The following is a 16306-nucleotide window of genomic DNA, read 5'->3' as shown; positions in this document are numbered from 1 at the left end:
ACTCGGCACTGCCGTGAACCGAGGTACGCCCTCGTCGCTGTACGTGCCGCACCCGGAGGGCGCGGCGGCTCTGCCCGGCCCCTGATCCCGTGCCCGGTCCCGCGCGCCCAGGGCGGGCTCTCCGTTCTTCCTGGCCACCCAGGGCCCGCCGTTCCCGGGGACGGTGACGGAGCCGAACGGCCCCTGCGGATCGCGGACATGGACGAGGCGGTCGGCGTGCCGGCGGCGACCGGAGACCACGTTGTCGCAGACGACGAGCGCACCCGGGCGTTCCGACGACGACACCACGCCCGTCACCCGCGAGCACATCAGTGACTCCGTGCACGCCGCCGCCCTGCCGTCCCACCAGCAGATCGCGGACCTGATCCCGGCGCGAACGATGTGAAACGCCGAGCCACGCCGCGGCCCACGGCGCCTCACCGCCTCCCGTGCGCGAACTCGTCGGGCGGCCCCGGCCGAATGCCGGCCGAACCCGAGCGGTTTCCTCTGACCGGCTCGGGACGCCTCGAAGACCCGCCCTCTGTACGAGATACACCTGGCTCTACTGCGTACGCGTACGGCGTCCATGTACTGTGTACATGTGCGCCGTACGCGGCCCACCGCTGAGGGGCCGCCGCGGACGGAGGGAGCGCAGCAGATGCCGGCCACGGAAGGGAGCCGGGCAGTCGGCTGCCCGGCACCGCCACCTACGGGCCACCGCTGGGCCGTTGTCGAACCGGGGCCCAGTCGTCAGCGCACGTCGGACGGCCCGGGGACCGTGAGACGCGCTGGCGCGCCGTCCGAAGTCACCGCCGTCGTCTACTGGTTGTCCGCACCGCTCACCCCCCGGACCGCGGCCCCGGACCGGCGGCCGTGCACCCCGCAGATCTGACCACCCCGGTCGCACCCGAATACGGAGACCATGATGAAGATCCTCGTCACCGGCGCAGCCGGATACATCGGAGCCGTGGTGTCGCGCACACTCGCCGCGCACGGGCACCAAGTCGTCGGGCTCGCGCACAGCGCCCGGAGCGAGAGGGCGATCCTCGCGATGGGCCTGCCGGCCCGGAGGGGAAACCTCGACGACCGCGACAGCCTCGAAGCGGCGTGCTCGGACGCCGACGTCGTCGTGGACACGGCCTCGGCCGACCATGCCGGATCGGCCGAACACTTCCTGCGCGTCCTCGCGGGCACGGGACGCACCTACGTACGTACGAGCGGCACCGGCATCTACATTGATCTCGCGGCGGGCGCGCTCAATCCTGTCGTCCACCACGAGGACGACGGCTGGACGCCGCTGCCACCGCTGCGCCGACGGTTCTCGATCGATCAGAAGGTGCTGGAAGCTGATGGTGAAGGGCTGCGGACCGTGATCATCCGGCCGTCGATGATCTACGGGCAGGGCGCGAGCGAGCAGCTTCCCGTGCTGTTCAGGGCGGCGCTCAAGCACGGCTTCGCCGGGTATTCGGCCCCCGGCCTCAACCGCTACGCCAACGTCTACCTCGACGACCTGGCCGAGGTCTACCCGCTTGTCGTGGAGAACCCGCAGGCACGAGGCGTCTACAACGTCGCCGCGTCCGAATGCGACTCCAAGACGATCAGCGAGGCCATCGGCGCGGCCCTCGGCCTTCCGGTCCGGCCCTTCGAGGACGCTGAGGAGGGCGAGTCCGTCCTCGGGCACGTCTGGAACGCGGCCATGGGCTGTAACAGCCGCGTCGACGCGAGGCGGGTACGCGAGGAGCTGGGCTGGCGGCCGAGAGGCCCTGAGCTGGTCCCGGAAATCGTCGAGGGATCGTACCGCCGCCTGTGGGGCCCGAAGTCGATCACGGTCGACACCGGTCAGGAGGCCGAGGCGGCCTGACGCCTACAGGCCTCCGGGGCGCGGGCACCCCGCGCCCCGGAGGCCCCTGGCATCCGCCGACGAGCCGTGCCCCGTACTCAGGACCCCTTCGCCACCAGTGACCGGCGGATGCCCTTGGTGCCCTCGACCAGCAGCGCGATGCCGCGCGCGTAGTACGTGTCCTCGTTGCGGCAGTCCGCGAGTGCGTCGGCGGCAGCGACGACATTCGGGAACTTCTGCGGCGGGAGGGAGTTGATATGGGCACGGCGACCACGCACCGCATCCGCACGCGGCTCGTCGGCGAGCTGGTGGCTCGGCCCCGGCTCGGAGGTGATCAGTGTGACGATGGCGCACAGCAGGTACGACCCGACCTCCGCGGCGTCCTCGGAAGGGAAGCCCGCCGTGCGCAGCAGTCCGAGAATCCGGTCGGCGACGGTCAGGCCTGCCTCACTGGCGAGGATGCGGGCAGGCGCGAGGCCGGCGACGGCCGGGTGCGGTCGCATCGCTTCGAGGAAGGCCGTCAGTTCACGCCGAAGCCGCTCGTGCCACGGCCCAAAGGAGTCCTCCGGTGCGGCCACCTGGGCAAAAAGCTGCTCGGCGATGCCGTCGACCAGTTGTTCCTTGTCCTTGAAGTGCCAGTAGAGCGCCATGGGAGTGACGTCGTACTCCTGGGCGAGACGGCGGATGGTCACCGCGTTCAAGCCCTCCGCGTCGGCGATGTCCAGGGCGCGACTGATGAGAACGTCGGCCTTCAGTGGGGTGTGCGCCGCTGCCCGTCGTCGTGGTGCCACGCGCCAACTGTAACGTGTACACGTATGCTGTACAGAAAGCGGCCGGGCCTGGATGGGGCGGCAGTCGGCCCCGGCGGGGCGACCGGGAGATCCCGCGAGGACCCGCGGTCCGTATCCCCCGCGGAGCAGCGTGGCCACGGTGCCGTCCACCGTCCGCCCTCTGCCGCGTTCCCCTTGACCGTCCGCAAGTGGACCTGACGCGTTGGGGCCTCCGCCCCGATCCGCCCCGGGCAGTTTGAGGGGCTGGCCTTGCCGGCCGCTTCGACGTACGGAGGTTCATGACTCCGCTGGGCCTGTCCCTCCTCTTCGCCGCCGGTGTGGGAGCGGGGATCCCCGGCACCGTCGTCGGGTCGGGCACCTTTCGCACCCGTGGAGCGCCAGCCCCTCATGCCGCTGATCGGGCAGCGGCGGCAGAGGGGCGGCTGATGCCCTGCGGAAGATCCGAGCCTGCGGGGAGGGTGCCGCCGACCGGGCGTCCGGAGGCGGCTTTGTCCGGGCTCTGCCGGCCGGGTGGGCCGGCCGACTCCGCGTCGGGAGCGCGCCGTGCGTGCGCGACGCGTCAGGGGTGGATGCGGGCCTTGAGGATCCCTTCCGTGCCGCGCAGGAAGGTCTCCGAGACCAGTTCGGGGTCGAAGAGGCAGCCTGCCGCCATCGCGCCGTCGCGGAGCATGACGAGGTGCCTGCCGTCCTCCTCCGCGGGGGAGTCGCCGATCTGCGCCAGCAGGCCGGTGACCGTGTCGAGGAACCACTGCCGGTGGACGAGGACGGCCCGGTGGACGGGGTGGGCCGGGTCGGGGTACTCGGCCACCGCGTTGAGGAAGGCGCAGCCGCGGAAGCCGGGGGAGCGGATGCCCTCGGTGATGGCGCGGCTGACGGCGCGTACTCGCCCGGCCGGTGAGTCGGTGCCCGCGAGCGCGGCGGCGACCTGCTCCCTGATGCCGCGGTCGGCGGCGTCGAGGTAGGCGAGGACGAGGTCCTCCTTGCCGGAGAAGTGGCGGTAGAGCGTGGCCCGGGTCACCTGGGCCTCGTTGACGATCCGGTCGATGCCCACGGAGTGGATCCCCTCCGCGTAGAAGATCCTCGTCGCGGTGGTGAGCAGCCGCGAGCGCGCCTGCGAGGTGCTGCCGACTCCTGTGCCCTGGCTCATGCTCCCAGCCTAACAACAAGGGAGAACGTTCGGTCTTGACGGGTGGGAGTGCCCTCTCTAGGCTGCGGTCATCGAGCTATACCGAACGTTCTCCCTCGCTGAGAGGTCCGCCATGGACACCCTCGTCGCTCCCCCCGCAGCCGCCACCCCCGCAGGGGCCCTGCGGAGGCTCTACCTCGTCCGCTTCGCGTTCGCCGCGGTGTGGGCCGCCCTGCTGTTCACGACCGCCGGCACGCTGGGGCCGCTCGGTGCGGTGCTGCTGGTGGTCTACCCGCTGTTCGACGTGGCCTGCGCGGTCGTCGACATCAGGTCCGCCCGCGCGCAGAGCGGACCGGTGCGCGGCCTGTACGTGAACATCGTGCTCAGCTCCCTGGCCGCCGTCGGCCTGGCGTTCGCCGCCGCTTCCGGTGTGCCGGCCGTCCTGCGCGTCTGGGGCGTCTGGGCCGTCGTGGCGGGCGCCGTGCAGCTCGTCGTCGGCGCCGTGCGGCGCCAACTGGGCGGCCAGTGGGCGATGATCGCCAGTGGCGGCATCTCCGTCCTCGCCGGCGCGTCGTTCTTCGCGCAGGCCGCCACCGCGGGCGCCTCCCTGGGCAACCTGGCCGGATACGCCCTGCTCGGCGGCGTGTTCTTCCTCGTCTCCGCCCTCCGGCTGAAGCGCGCGAGCTGACATCCGCACGCCGCGGGCCCGTGCGCTGCCCCCGACTCTGCCCTCCGGTACCTGGCAGGACCTCCCGCGCCCCGGGTACTCAGACAGGGACCGTCCGGCGACACGCAGAGGGGGAGTCCGCATGTACGCCGAGGACCGGGCCAGGCCGGCCGGGGCCCGCGGGGACCGGGAGCCGCGCCGTCGGCGCCAAACGGCGGGCGGGGCGCCGCTCCCGGCCCTCCTCGCACTGCAGGGCGCCGTCGGCAACGCGGCGGTCGTCCAGATGCTCGGCAGGGCCGGGCGCCTGCCGGCCGGGGCACGGCACCGTGCCGACGGCGACCGCCCAGGGCCCGAGTACCCCGGGCAGACCGCGCGGCGCCCGGCCGTCCACGACGTCCTGCGCACCGGCGGCCGTCCTCTCGACGACTCCACACGGGCCGAGATGGAAGCCCGGCTCGGCGCCGACTTCTCCGGCGTCCGCGTCCACACCGGCAGCGCGGCCGAGGCTTCCGCCGCCGGCATCGGGGCGCGGGCCTACACCTCCCGCGAGCACGTCGTCCTCGGGAGCGGGGGAGGCGACAAGCTCACGCTCGCCCATGAACTCACCCATGTCGTCCAGCAACGGCGTGGCCCGGTCGCCGGCACCGACGACGGAACGGGCCTGCGCCTCTCTGACAGCTCCGACCCCTTCGAGCGGGAGGCGGAGGCCACCGCCGCGCGGGTGATGTCGGTGTCCCCGCCCGCCGACCTCCACTCGCCGCCGGCCGGTGTCCGCCCGGGGGCCGCCGGGCCGCCCGCGGTCGCCGCGGCGCCGGTGCAGCGGGCGCTCTACAGCGACGCGGACGCGGCCAGGCGCCCGTTGACGCGGGACGAAGTGCTGGCCGCCTCCTGGTACCGGGAGCTCCACCCCGATCACCAGCGGCGTGTGGAGCCGTACATCGACTACGACGTCGACGTGCCGGTCGGGAAGGTGGTCGAATTCACGCGCAACACCGTGGTGGGCGCGGTGGACGGGCAGCGGAGCGGGGACACGGAGTTCCTGGAGGAGGCCTGGCGCAGGAAGCGGAACCTGAACGCCTACGACTTGATGATGCAGGCGGGCCGGCTGACGGAGGCGTTGACGGACCTGGGGATCCCGCCGGACACCGTGCGGCTCACTCAGGGGTCGATCGAGGGCTTCGGCCACCACGTTCCGCACACCGACGTCCTCGTGCCGCACCCGGGCAACATCTGGTCCATGTCCGACGCGCCCGGCAGCCTGGCGCGCTGTCTCGAAGAGATCATGGGCGCCGACAGCACGGCCTGGATCTTCACGGACAACGAGCAGAGCGGGTACAGCCAGGCAGAGGCCATCCGCACGGCGGTCGACACCATCAACGGGGAGAATTCCGGTGTCGCCGGCCATGTTCCGCTCGCTGTCCAGATCACTCCGGTCCCCGGGAAGACGGCGGGCGAAGTCTACGAACTCGCCGGTGTTCCCCTGGTGATCGGCCACCAGCCGCCCTACCGCCTCGTCACCGTGACCCGTCCCTGAACCCGCGGTGCCGCGCCCGCCCGCCGGATACCGGCTCGGTGGGAGTGACCCAGGACACATGGGGCGTCGTCAACACCTCCGGGCGCGGTGCCGTATCCCCCCGCGACACAATGCAAGGGGATCGGAGGACGCCGGTGGAGCTGCGGGACACCGCGAGGGGCGGGCGGTCGTAGTGGGCGTCAGGACCTGGCGCGCGCGGCGCAAGGAGGCCCTTGAGCCGTCCCTCGGCAGTGAGAAGGGCGTACGGGAGGCCTACCGCGAGTACGGCGGCGAGCTGCTCGGCTACGCCCGCAACGCCCTGGGCGACGCGCAGTTGGCCGAGGAGATCGTGCAGGAGGTGTTCCTGCGGGCCTGGCGCGCGTCGGACTCCTTCGACGCGCGCCGCGGCAGCCTGCGGACCTGGCTCTACGCCATCGCGCGCAACGCGATCGTGGACGCGCGGCGGCACCGCGCGGCCAGGCCCGCGTCCGCCGGCGCCGACGAGTCAGGGCAGGCGCGCGAGAGCGACGGCCGCGACCCGTACGACCAGCTGCTCGCGCGGATAGAGCTCAGCGAGGCGCTGGACCGGCTCACACCCCAGCACCGCGAGGCGGTCATCGAGGTGTACCTGTTCGGCCGCACCTGCGCCGACCTGGCCGAGGAGCTCGGCATCCCGGCGTCGAGCGCCCGCAGTCGGCTGTACTACGGAATCCGCGCGCTGCGCGGCATCCTGGAGGAGAACGGATGGCTGGCACCATGAACGGCTACTGCCGGGACGTTCGCGAGGAGATCACCGAACTCCTGCTGCTCGACAGGCCGTTGCCCGCCCCGCTCGCGCGCCATGTGGCGTCCTGCGAGGGCTGCGCCGCGGAGGCGGAGGGCGTGCGCAGGGTGATGCGGACCTTCGAGCGCGCCGACTCCCCGCTCGCCCCCTGGACCCCGCCCGCGCCCGCGCCGGTGCCCCGGCCGCGGCGCGTACGGCGCAGAGCCGCGGTCGCGGCAGGCTCCGTGGTGCTGGCCGCGTGCGCCGCGCTGGCCACCGTCGTCGTGACGTCCGACGACGGCACGCACACGTCCGTCGCCGCGGTACGCCTCGCCCAGGACGGGGCGATGGTCCCGCACGCCTGGGGCACCGAGATCCCGGTGTCCCTCTCCGGGCTTGACGCGGGTGGCACGTACCGGCTGATGACGGGCGACGCGCACGGCGAGCGCCTGCCCGCGGGCAGTGTCCACGCGGGCGGCAGGGGCGGAGCCCCGATGCACGTCCGCATGACCACCGCCATGCCCAGGGACAGCATCACCACCCTGTACGTGCAGGACGCCGCAGGACACTTCGTCGCCAGCACCCCCGTGCGTCCGCGCGACGCCGCGTAGGCGGCCCGCTCCCCGCGAAGGAAGCGGGCCGCCCCCCTCTCGACTCCCCTGAACCAGGACGGGCCTTCGCCCGCCCTCCCCTCGACGCGCCCTCAAGGTGCGCCTTTTATGGAGGTTTGTCAGTGATCTCGTTGTTGTCGGGACTCTCGATCAGGAGTGCCGCGGGTGCCACCGCGGTGCTGGCCGGCATCGGCGCCACCGCGTTCGGTGTGGTGAGCGCCGCGCAGGCGGCGCCGGTGCACCCGGCCGCCGCGCACCACACCTCGGCGAAGTCCACCGCGGGCGACGGCACTTCGGTATCCGTGCCCGTGTCGGGCCGTGACCGCGTCTACACCGCGGACCAGACGTCCAACACCGTCACGGTCATCGACCCGTCCACCGACAGGACCCTCGGCACCATCGCACTCGGCTCCCAGCGCCTCGGGGCGACCCTCAGCCCCCAGTACACCGACAACGTCGGCGTGCACGGCCTCGCCTTCTCCCGCGACGACAAGCGGCTCGGTGTGGTCAGTGTGACCAGCAACACCGTCGACATCATCGACACGGCGACCAACAAGGTGGTCAACGAGACCGACGTCGGCCGGGCCTCGCACGAGGGCACCTTCACCGCGGACGGCAAGCAGTTCTGGGTCGCCGACCGGGGCCGTGACACCGTCACGATCGTGGACGCCGTGCACGGCGGTGTCGTCAGCAACGTCAGGGTGGGCCCGGGTCCCTCGAAGGTGGTGCTCAGCCCCGACGGGAAGACGGCCTACATCAACCACATCAGCGCACCGGAGATCACCGCGGTCGACGTCAGGTCGCACAAGGTCCTCTACACCGTCAAGGGCCTCGGCGACTCCTTCTCCTCCGACGAGGCCGTCTCGCCCGACGGCACCGAGCTGTGGGCCCCGCACAAGCGCGTGGGCCTGACCAGCGTGATCGACCTCAAGCACCGCAGGGTCGCCGCCGTGCTGAAGACGGGCCCCGACTCGAACCACCCCAACTTCGCCAAGACCGAGGCGGGTTCGTTCGCCTACCTGACGGTGGGCGGCCTCGACGAGACCCTGGTCTACCGCAGGAACCCGGGCGGCACACCGCGGCTGGTGACCCGTATCCACGACACCGGGCACGCCCCGCACGGCGTCTGGCCGAGCGGCGACGGCACCCGCATGTACGTGGGCATGGAGAAGTCCGACACCGTCGACGTGGTCGACACCGCGACCAACAAGGTGATCGGCACCGTGGGTGTCGGCCAGGAGCCGCAGGCCCTGGTCTACGTGCCGAACGCCGCGCCGGCCGGCTCCGCCGCCAACCTCGGCCGCCAGGGCCTCGGTTCGGCCCCGCGCAACGTGCCCACCACCCTGCCGGACGGCACCGCGGGCGAGACGATGCGCTCCGGCGACCGGGGCCGCAGCCTTGAGGCCACCGTCCGGCCCGTCAGCGGGCTCGACATGATCCAGCTCCAGGCCCGCGATCTCCAGCCGACCACCACCTACCAGGCGTACGCGGTCCGCAAGGGCGGCGAGAGGGTCCCGCTGCTGTCCTTCACCACCGACTCCTCGGGCAACGCGGCCCAGGTGCTCGCCTTCGCCGACTTCGACGGTACGAGCGTCTCGCTGGTCTCGAAGGGCAGGGCCACCGCGCAGACGCTCGCGCGGGCGGCGGCCGCGACCGCGGCGATGCACCCGGGTTCCGACGACGCCGTCGAGGCCGCCGACCTGCTGTACTGCGACTGCTGCTGAGAGGGAGACACACCACTGTGACAGCGCAACCTCGCGGCCGTTCCCGGCGCCGCGCACACCGTACGGCGGCCGTGCTGGCAGCGGTCGCGGGGTCGCTCCTGCTGGTGGCGGGGCCCGCCTCGGCGCACGTCCGGGTCTTCTCCGACGGCGCGAAAGAGGGACAACCGGCCACCCTCCGCTTCCGGGTTCCCTCGGAGAAGGCGGACGTCACGACCGTACGGGTGGACGTCACCCTGCCCAGGGGCGTCACGCCCACCGCCGTGCCGGCCGCCGCGGGGTGGACGGTGCGGCGGGGCGCGGCCGGGGCGGACGGGACGACCCACGTGGTGTGGACCGCGACGGCGGGCCACGAGCTGAAGCCCGACGACCACCGCTACTTCGACGTACGGGTCGGGCCGCTGCCCGACGAGGCGAGCGTCGCCTTCGACGCGGCCCAGACGTACTCGGACGGTTCCGTCGTCGACTGGGACGAGGCGCAGAAGGGCACCGCCGTGCCGGACTTCCCCGCGCCCGTGCTGGTCCTCGACGCGGCGGCCGTCACGGCGTCGCCCGCCCCCGAGGCCGCCGCGCCCTCCGGGCCGGCCGCCACGGCGTCGCCCGCCCGGGGGCCCGCCGCGCCCGCGCCGAGCGTGACAGCCGCGGCCCCGGGCGGCGGCGGCCAGGACACCGGGTCCTGGCTGCCCTGGTCGGTGGCGGGGGCGGCGGTCCTCGCCGCGGGCGCCGCGGTCGCGGTGCGCCGCAGGCCCCGCGCTGCGCCGCGGTCCCGCGGGTAGGGCAGCCGCCCCCGGCGGCACACCGCCGCCGCACACGAGGGCCCGTCCTGGCGCCCCGGTGGACGACCGTCGCGGGCGCAGGGACGGGCCCCGTGCCGTCCCCGGCGCGCGCAGGCGAGGCCGGGGCCGGGTTCTCGTGCGCCCGGCGCGCACGCGCGGATCCGGGCCGGCCGGGCCACGCGGAGCGGGCCGGATCCGTACGCGGCCCGGGAGCCGGGGCCGCGCGGGGCCCCGGCCGGCTCCCTCAGCCCAGGTCGGCGAGGAGCGATCTGAGGTAAGGGACCGTGTCCTGCGGCGGGTTGGCCTCCGCGCTGAGCCGGTCCATGATCAGCGAGTACTGGTCGATCTCCTCGCGCTTGTCGAGGTAGATCGCGCCCGTGAGCTGCTCCAGGTAGACCTTGTCCGGCAGGTCCGGCTCGGCGAACCGCAGGATCGTGACGGGCGTGCCCGCCGCGGCGACCGCGCCCACGCTGAACGGCGCGATCTGGAGCGTGATGTTGGGCCGGCCGGCCATCTCGATCAGGTGCGTGAGCTGGGCGCGCACCACCTCGGTGCCGCCGAACGGGCGCCGCAGGACCGCCTCGTCGAGCACGGCCCACAGGGTGGGTGCCTCCGGCAGGTCGAGCAGCTTCTGCCGTTCGAGCCTGAGACCCACCAGCCGCTCGATCTTCGCGTCAGGTGCGTCGGGGTAGCCGAGCCTGGTGACCACGCGGGCGTAGTCCGGCGTCTGGAGCAGACCCGGCAGGAACTGGACCTCGTACGTGCGGATCAGCGAGGCCGCCTCTTCGAGCCCGATGTGCAGCTCGAACCAGTCTTCTAGGACGTCGTTGTACTGGTGCCACCAGCCCGGCAGGCTCGCCTGGCGAGCCATCTCGGCGTACTCGGCACGCTCGTCCTCGCCGAGGACCTTGTAGAGCGTCAACAGGTCAGTGACGTCACGCTGTTTGAAGCCGACCTGCCCGCGCTCCAGCCGGGTGATCTTGGCGTCGGACGCGCGGATCGCCCGGCCCGCGTCCACCCGTGAGATGCCGCGCTCCTGGCGGAGCCGCCGCAGCCGGGCACCGAGCACGATGCGCAGGGCGGTCGGGCCGATGCGGGGCTGGTCGAGGTAGCGCCTCAGCGAAGGCTGCTCACCGTCCGGCTGCGGCATGGCGCTCATGACAACTCCCGTACGGCGCTCGTGGACATGGATGCCCCAGTCTCCCACTTGGGCCCCATCCGCGTACAGCGGGGACGCCACTGTGGCGGCCTGTCGCAGGTGGCGGCAGGCCGCCTGGTGTGCGGCCCCGTGGGCTCGGGTGGCGCGGTGCGCCCGCCCCGGCCGACGGTGCGTCAGGTGGTGCGGTGCGTCAGACCGTCATGCCGTCGAACTCGCCGTCCTTGGCGCCCGCGACGAAAGCGGCCAGCTCGGCGCGGGTGTAGACGAGCGCGGGGCCTTGCGGGTGACGGGAGTTGCGGACCGCGATGCTGCCGTCGGGGAGGGCGGCGAGCTCCACGCAGTTGCCGCCGGGCGCGCTGTGCCGGCTCTTGGTCCAGCGCGCGCCCTCAATCAGGTCGGACCGGGTTCCGTTCTCGATCTGTCGCATTCCGCCCACTCCTGTCGTTGTGCGTAGGTCTGACCAGGCGTCATCGGCTGCAATTGCAGATGCAGTTGCGACGTCAATTGCGCCGTCAAGAACTGTAATTGCAGATGCAGTTGCGGCGCCATCCTTTCCGGGGGGATAGTGGTCGGCGATCACCTGCAAGTGACATATGACTGCTCCACGGAGATCGCGATGACATCCCGTACGCCAGGACGGTCGTGCGCCTTACCGGGAGGCACGGTCGGCCGACTGCTCGACCGCGCGTCGCGGGACGCCTTCCCGCTCGACGGGCGGACGGGCGCCCCGCCCGCCCGGTGCACGGTGCGGGCGCTGCCCGCCGACGGACGGGCGGTCGGCGAGGGGCGCAGATTCACCGGAGGCACCCTCAGCGACTGGTCCCTCGGCCAACTGGCCGAGAACGCCGCGCTGATCGTCTCCGAACTGCTCAGCAACGCCCTGCGCTACGGCCTCGACACGGAGTCAGGGACCAGGCACGGCCCGCCGCCCGCCGTCTGGCTCGGCATGCTGCTGCGGCGCGGGACCGTGCTGTTCGCCGTCTGCGACCACAGCGCCGCGGTGCCCCGGGTCAGGGAGCCCGACTACTTCGCGCAGTCGGGCCGCGGCCTGCACATCATCGAGTGCCTGAGCGAGACCTGGGGCTGGACGACGCCCGACGACACGGACGGCAAGGCCGTCTGGGCCGCCGTCTCCTGTCCCGAGGCGGGTCGCTCCGCGCCGCCCCCGGCCCCGCGCCCGCAGCCCACGGCGTGGGCCTCGGCCCCGCTGCCGGTGCGCGCGCCGTACGAACAGACGGCCGCCGCCGGCCTCGCGGTCCACGCGTTCGGCAACGAGCGGTAGGGACCGGGGCGGTGGCCGCGGCCACCGCCCCGAAGGCCCGCGCGGCGCACGGTCTAGGGTGCGGGCCACAGAGGGCTTGGAGAGGACGGGACTGCGATGCCGGACACGTCGGAGTGGATGGCGCGGGGCCAGGGCCGCGCGCCGGTCGACCTGCGGACCGACAGGCCGCACGCGGCGCGGATCTATGACGCGCTGCTCGGCGGCAAGACCAATTACGGGCCCGACCGGGCCGCGGCCGAGCAGGTGGCGTCGAACATCCCGACGGCGCAGGCCGCGGTGCGGGTGAACCGCTCGTTCATGCACCGCGCGACGCGGTACCTGGCGGAGGAGGCAGGCGTCCGGCAGTTCCTCGACATCGGCACGGGCATCCCCACCTCGCCCAACCTGCACGAGGTGGCCCAGGCCGTGGCCCCCGACAGCCGGGTGGTCTACGTGGACAACGACCCGATCGTGCTGGCGCACTCGCGGGCGCTGCACACCAGCGAGCCCGTCGGCAGGACCGCGTACATCGACGCGGACGTGAGCGACCCGGCGGGCATCCTCGCCTCCGCGCAGCTGCGCGAGACCCTGGACCTCGGCCGGCCGGTCGCGGTCAGCATGTGCCTGCTGCTGCACTGGCTCCCGGCCTCCGAGGACCCGTACGCGGTCGTACGGCACCTGCTCGGCGCGCTGGTCCCCGGCAGCCACCTGGTGATCACCCACCTCGCGAGCGACATCGACCCGACCGGGGTGAGCGGCCTGGAATCGGCGCTCGCGGCCTCCGGCGCGGGGGTGCGGGCGCGCACCAGGGACGAGGTCGCCGGGTTCTTTGACGGGATGGAGCCGGCCGAGCCCGGACTCGTGGTGCCGCAGCGCTGGCGGCCCGAGCGGGTCGCGCCGGACGTCGGCGTCCCGGAGGCGGGCGTCGCGGACGACGCGGTGCCGATCTGGGCGGGTGTCGCGGCCAAGAGGGCCTGACCCGGCGCGCCCGGAGGCGACGCGTCAGCCGGCCGCGTCCTCCGCCGTGCCGGGGCGCGCGCCCGGGGGAGTGCACAGCAGCGCGTACGCCGTCGCGACGAAAGCGTCCCTGAGCCGGAAGCGGCGCGTGGAGACCGCGGCGAGCGCGGTGTCCGTGCCCGGCGCGAAGCCGAGGAACGCCTGCTGGCCGCTGGTGGCCCCGGCGTGGAAGTAGACGGGCCCGTGGGCGGTCTCGTGCCGGAACCAGGTCAGGGTGTGCACGTGCCGGTGGCCGTGCCCGCGCCGCAGGACCGGCTGCCTGACCGCCCAGAGGTCCGCTTCGAGCGGCGAGCCGGCCGGCGGCCGCAGATGCGCCTCCACGAAGGCGAGCAGGTCGTACGGGGTGGCCCGGACGGCGCCCGCCGCCTGGAAGCCGCCGATCAGCAGCGGCGGCGTCGGGGTGGTGCCGTCCGCCCTGTGGCCCGTGGCGTCGGGGGAGCGCGCGCCGGGCGGCGCGGGCGCGAGCGCCGTGCCGGTCAGGCCGAGGGGCGCGAGCACGAGTCCGGCGAGCAGGTCGGCCCAGGGGGTCGCGGTGGCCGCGGCGAGGGCGTGTCCGAGCGCGGCCACGCCGAAGTTGGAGTAGCGCCAGCGGCTGCCGGGGCGGTGGTGCGGGCGGGCCCGCAGGAACGCCGCCGCCACCCGCGCGTCGGTGTAGTGCTCGTACGGGTTGCTCCGCCACTGCCGCAGCGCGCCCGGATACAGGTCGGCGGGGAGCGGGGGCAGCCCGGACGTGTGGGTGATCAGGTGCGTGAGGGTGATGGGGTGCGGGCCGCGCCCGGCGCCGCGCGCCAGGAAGGCCGCGGCCGGGTCGCCAGGTTCCACCACGCCCTCGCGCAGCAGCCGCGCGAGCAGCAGGCCCGTGTACGGCTTGGTCGCGGAACCGGTCTCGTAGCGCAGCAGTTCGCGCGGGACGCGCGGCGCCGGCGCGGTGCCGCCTGCGCGCACGGTCCTGCGACCGTCCCGCGTGAAGGCGACCACGGCGTCCGGGGCCTCCATGGCGCGCACGGCCTCGTCCAGGGCGGCCGCCGTCTCCCGGTCGTCGCAGGGACCTGGCGTGCCGGACGCGGCACACGGCGGGGAGACCCGGCCGGGCGCGGTCACCCCGGCGTCCCGGCGGGGGCGGGCTCGGGGCCGCCGGAGAGCGCGGACAGCGCCCGGGAGGTCGCGACGGTGGAGGCGAATGCCGCGACGAGCGTCGGGTGGTAGACCGCGTCGAACACCTCGTCCCGGTCGCCCTCGGGCATGGTGCGCAGCGCGGGCATCGCCCCGTCCTCCTGCTGGGCCGCGGCGAAGCCGCGCCAGGCCCGGCCGTCGAGGGCCGGCTCCGGCAGGCAGGCGTCGACCACGAGCAGTTCGCCGAGCAGGTCCCAGCGCTCCAGGTCGAGCCAGTCGTCGAGCCAGGCGGGCAGCCAGAGCGCCAGGTACTCCGCGAGGCCGGCGGGCAGGCCGCTCGGGCGGCGCCCCCACTCGGTGAGGTGGAAGACGGTGTGCGTCACGTCGTACGCGATGTGGCCCTCCACGGTCCACGGCTCGGGACGCGCGGCCAGCCAGGTGCGGCGCAGGTCGGCGGCGAGCCCGGGCAGCGGGCCCGCGTCCTGTGGGGGTGCGGCGTCCCCCGGCTCCGCCACCGCCGTCGCGTACCTGCGCTGGAAGGCGGTGAGGCCGAGCCGCCGCACCGGCTTCGTCTCGAAGGCGGCCCAGCTCGCCTGGCGCTGGTTGAGCCGCACCGCGCGGTCCACCGCGGGATCGGCGTACCCCAGCTCCCTGAACGGCAGGTAGACCTCGAAGGGGATGGGGGAGATCGGCTCGGTCCGCTGGCCGCGCACCAGCATGTGCCCGCTGTCGAGCGCCTCGTGCCACACGTGGTCGAGGAGCCGCCGTACCAGGTCGGACTGGCGTGAGCCCGCCACGCCCTCGCGGAACAGCACCGCGCCGATCATCGCCAGCTCGCCGATGGGCTTGAACCGTTCGAGGAACCCGGTCTCCGGGTCGGCGTCGGGGTCGAGGCGGAAGCCGTCGCGGTGCGCGTACAGCCACTCGACTGCCTTCGCGCCGACCGTGTGCAGGAGCGCGGTCTCGGCGCGCGGCGCGGCTGCGGGTGTCTCGTCGGTCATGCCTGCGCTTCCTCTCCGCCGTGGGCATCTCCGCCGCGAGGTTCCCCGCCGTGTGGCCCGGCGCCGCGCCGCTGCGGGGCGAGGGCCGCGGCGAAGGCGGCCATCAGGGTCGAGTGGTAGCGGCCCGCGAAGTCCTGCCGCACGGTCCTGCCCCGCCGTCCCGGGCCGACCTCCGGCAGGCTCCCGTCCGCGTCCTGGGCCGCCGCCACCGCGGACCAGACCCCGTCGAGCAGGTCGCCGCCGGGCGGCTCGGGGAGCGCGCCCGCCACCGCGAGCAGCTCGCACGCCAGGTCCCACTGGTCGTCCTCCACACAGGAGTCGAGCCACGCGGGCAGCCACAGGTCCAGGTAGGACGCCACGTCGCAGGGGACCCCCGCCGGGTCGCCGCCCCAGTCGGTGAGGTGGAAGACCACGTGCGTCAGGGTGTAGCCGGACGCCGACTCGAACGTCCACGGCTCCGGCAGTCCGCCGAGCCAGGTCGCCCGCAGCGCGTCCGCCACCGGGCGGTGCTGCGGCAGGCCCACCCGGCGCTCGGAGTTGAGCAGGCCGAGGCGGCGGTTCGGCTGCTGCTCCGTCAGCCGCCAGCTGCGGGTCGCGACGGTCGTCGCCGCCAGCTCCTCGAAGCCGGGGTGGCGCAGGCCCGCCGAGGCGAATGCGGCATACACCTCAAGGGCGTACGTGCCGAAGGGTTCGAGCCGCAGCAGCTCGTGGAAGTACGCGCCCTGCCCGGTCAGTTCCCAGGCGTACCGCAGCAGGTCGGACGCGGTGGCGTGCAGCGGGTCCTCGGGCGCGGTGGCGCGGCGCACCGAGACGCACACCTGGGCCAGCTCGCCGAGCGGCTTCCAGGTGCGGTTGACGTCGCCGTGCTCGGCGAGGGCGTCCTCGCCGAGCGTGAACTCCGCACGGTGCGCGAAGGCCCAGCCGAGCGCGGCGGAGCCCACCGCGCGGACCGCGGGCGCCGCCTGCGC

General features: G+C 73.9%; 17 protein-coding genes. 10 read left to right on the top strand and 7 right to left on the bottom strand.

The window, feature by feature from the left end:
• The first annotated feature begins 241 nt into the window (after positions 1-241).
• Together ABEA77_RS29210 and ABEA77_RS29205 are read left to right on the top strand one after the other, a co-directional pair.
• Positions 242-385: a hypothetical protein gene (locus ABEA77_RS29210; protein WP_345654075.1), complete on the top strand. Its 144-nt coding sequence runs from the start codon at positions 242-244 to the stop codon at positions 383-385.
• Positions 386-901: 516 nt separating this feature from the next.
• Positions 902-1840, top strand: a complete 939-nt coding sequence (locus tag ABEA77_RS29205; RefSeq protein ID WP_345654072.1) for an NAD-dependent epimerase/dehydratase family protein — start codon at positions 902-904, stop codon at positions 1838-1840.
• A gap of 77 nt (positions 1841-1917) precedes the next feature.
• Here ABEA77_RS29205 and ABEA77_RS29200 read toward each other — a convergent pair whose 3' ends face one another.
• On the bottom strand, positions 1918-2610 hold the full coding sequence (locus tag ABEA77_RS29200; RefSeq protein WP_345654069.1) for a TetR/AcrR family transcriptional regulator: 693 nt from the start codon (positions 2608-2610) through the stop codon (positions 1918-1920).
• Positions 2611-3169: 559 nt separating this feature from the next.
• Positions 3170-3757 carry a TetR/AcrR family transcriptional regulator gene (locus ABEA77_RS29195; protein ID WP_345654066.1) on the bottom strand — a complete coding sequence of 196 codons (588 nt, stop codon included), beginning with the start codon at positions 3755-3757 and terminating at the stop codon, positions 3170-3172.
• Positions 3758-3869: 112 nt separating this feature from the next.
• Here ABEA77_RS29195 and ABEA77_RS29190 point away from each other — a divergent pair, with 112 nt between their 5' ends.
• From ABEA77_RS29190 to ABEA77_RS29165, 6 genes are all read left to right on the top strand, one after another.
• Entirely contained in the window at positions 3870-4424 is a 555-nt protein-coding gene (locus ABEA77_RS29190) for a hypothetical protein (protein ID WP_345654063.1), read from the top strand.
• Between the two features lie 121 nt (positions 4425-4545).
• Positions 4546-5937: an eCIS core domain-containing protein gene (locus ABEA77_RS29185; RefSeq protein ID WP_345654060.1), complete on the top strand. Its 1392-nt coding sequence runs from the start codon at positions 4546-4548 to the stop codon at positions 5935-5937.
• 172 nt (positions 5938-6109) lie between these two features.
• Entirely contained in the window at positions 6110-6676 is a 567-nt protein-coding gene (locus ABEA77_RS29180; protein ID WP_345654057.1) for a sigma-70 family RNA polymerase sigma factor, read from the top strand.
• Entirely contained in the window at positions 6661-7290 is a 630-nt protein-coding gene (locus ABEA77_RS29175; RefSeq protein WP_345654055.1) for a hypothetical protein, read from the top strand. Before ABEA77_RS29180 ends, ABEA77_RS29175 begins: the two co-directional genes overlap by 16 nt.
• A gap of 122 nt (positions 7291-7412) precedes the next feature.
• A complete protein-coding gene (locus ABEA77_RS29170; RefSeq protein ID WP_345654052.1) occupies positions 7413-9014 on the top strand; it encodes a YncE family protein in 1602 nt (533 codons plus the stop codon).
• A 71-nt stretch (positions 9015-9085) separates the two neighbouring features.
• The gene (locus tag ABEA77_RS29165) at positions 9086-9787 is read left to right on the top strand and encodes a DUF1775 domain-containing protein (RefSeq protein WP_345654049.1); all 702 of its coding nucleotides are present in this window, start codon (positions 9086-9088) and stop codon (positions 9785-9787) included.
• Between the two features lie 244 nt (positions 9788-10031).
• Here ABEA77_RS29165 and ABEA77_RS29160 read toward each other — a convergent pair whose 3' ends face one another.
• Together ABEA77_RS29160 and ABEA77_RS29155 are read right to left on the bottom strand one after the other, a co-directional pair.
• Entirely contained in the window at positions 10032-10946 is a 915-nt protein-coding gene (locus ABEA77_RS29160; protein ID WP_345654046.1) for a helix-turn-helix domain-containing protein, read from the bottom strand.
• 190 nt (positions 10947-11136) lie between these two features.
• Positions 11137-11373 carry a DUF397 domain-containing protein gene (locus ABEA77_RS29155; protein WP_345654043.1) on the bottom strand — a complete coding sequence of 79 codons (237 nt, stop codon included), beginning with the start codon at positions 11371-11373 and terminating at the stop codon, positions 11137-11139.
• 189 nt (positions 11374-11562) lie between these two features.
• Here ABEA77_RS29155 and ABEA77_RS29150 point away from each other — a divergent pair, with 189 nt between their 5' ends.
• Together ABEA77_RS29150 and ABEA77_RS29145 are read left to right on the top strand one after the other, a co-directional pair.
• Complete coding sequence (locus tag ABEA77_RS29150; protein ID WP_345654040.1) at positions 11563-12228, top strand: ATP-binding protein; 666 nt, start codon at positions 11563-11565, stop codon at positions 12226-12228.
• Between the two features lie 96 nt (positions 12229-12324).
• Positions 12325-13185 (top strand): SAM-dependent methyltransferase, encoded by an 861-nt coding sequence (locus ABEA77_RS29145; RefSeq protein WP_345654037.1) that lies wholly within the window; start codon positions 12325-12327, stop codon positions 13183-13185.
• Positions 13186-13209: 24 nt separating this feature from the next.
• On the opposite strand, the gene ABEA77_RS29140 is transcribed toward ABEA77_RS29145, so the two are convergent.
• The 3 genes from ABEA77_RS29140 to ABEA77_RS29130 all read right to left on the bottom strand — a co-directional run.
• Complete coding sequence (locus ABEA77_RS29140; protein WP_345654035.1) at positions 13210-14325, bottom strand: serine hydrolase domain-containing protein; 1116 nt, start codon at positions 14323-14325, stop codon at positions 13210-13212.
• On the bottom strand, positions 14322-15338 hold the full coding sequence (locus ABEA77_RS29135) for a DUF6895 family protein (protein ID WP_345654032.1): 1017 nt from the start codon (positions 15336-15338) through the stop codon (positions 14322-14324). Before ABEA77_RS29135 ends, ABEA77_RS29140 begins: the two co-directional genes overlap by 4 nt.
• A partial coding sequence (locus ABEA77_RS29130) for a DUF6895 family protein (protein ID WP_425588407.1) occupies positions 15335-16306 on the bottom strand: 972 nt, incomplete at its 5' end. The genes ABEA77_RS29135 and ABEA77_RS29130, both read right to left, overlap by 4 nt.

Source organism: Streptomyces tremellae (assembly GCF_039540215.1).
GTDB lineage: Bacteria > Actinomycetota > Actinomycetes > Streptomycetales > Streptomycetaceae > Streptomyces > Streptomyces tremellae.
The sequence above is the reverse complement of the archived record's forward strand: the minus strand, read 5'-3'. Positions and strand labels throughout refer to the sequence as shown.

Excerpts from the sequence above, each read along its gene's own strand:
- ABEA77_RS29145 (WP_345654037.1), top strand. The coding sequence starts at position 12,325 with ATGCCGGACACGTCGGAGTGGATGGCGCGGGGCCAGGGCCGCGCGCCG.
- ABEA77_RS29135 (WP_345654032.1), bottom strand. The coding sequence starts at position 15,338 with ATGACCGACGAGACACCCGCAGCCGCGCCGCGCGCCGAGACCGCGCTC.
- ABEA77_RS29205 (WP_345654072.1), top strand. The coding sequence starts at position 902 with ATGATGAAGATCCTCGTCACCGGCGCAGCCGGATACATCGGAGCCGTG.
- ABEA77_RS29155 (WP_345654043.1), bottom strand. The coding sequence starts at position 11,373 with ATGCGACAGATCGAGAACGGAACCCGGTCCGACCTGATTGAGGGCGCG.
- ABEA77_RS29150 (WP_345654040.1), top strand. The coding sequence starts at position 11,563 with ATGACATCCCGTACGCCAGGACGGTCGTGCGCCTTACCGGGAGGCACG.
- ABEA77_RS29190 (WP_345654063.1), top strand. The coding sequence starts at position 3,870 with ATGGACACCCTCGTCGCTCCCCCCGCAGCCGCCACCCCCGCAGGGGCC.
- ABEA77_RS29160 (WP_345654046.1), bottom strand. The coding sequence starts at position 10,946 with ATGAGCGCCATGCCGCAGCCGGACGGTGAGCAGCCTTCGCTGAGGCGC.
- ABEA77_RS29175 (WP_345654055.1), top strand. The coding sequence starts at position 6,661 with ATGGCTGGCACCATGAACGGCTACTGCCGGGACGTTCGCGAGGAGATC.
- ABEA77_RS29185 (WP_345654060.1), top strand. The coding sequence starts at position 4,546 with ATGTACGCCGAGGACCGGGCCAGGCCGGCCGGGGCCCGCGGGGACCGG.
- ABEA77_RS29195 (WP_345654066.1), bottom strand. The coding sequence starts at position 3,757 with ATGAGCCAGGGCACAGGAGTCGGCAGCACCTCGCAGGCGCGCTCGCGG.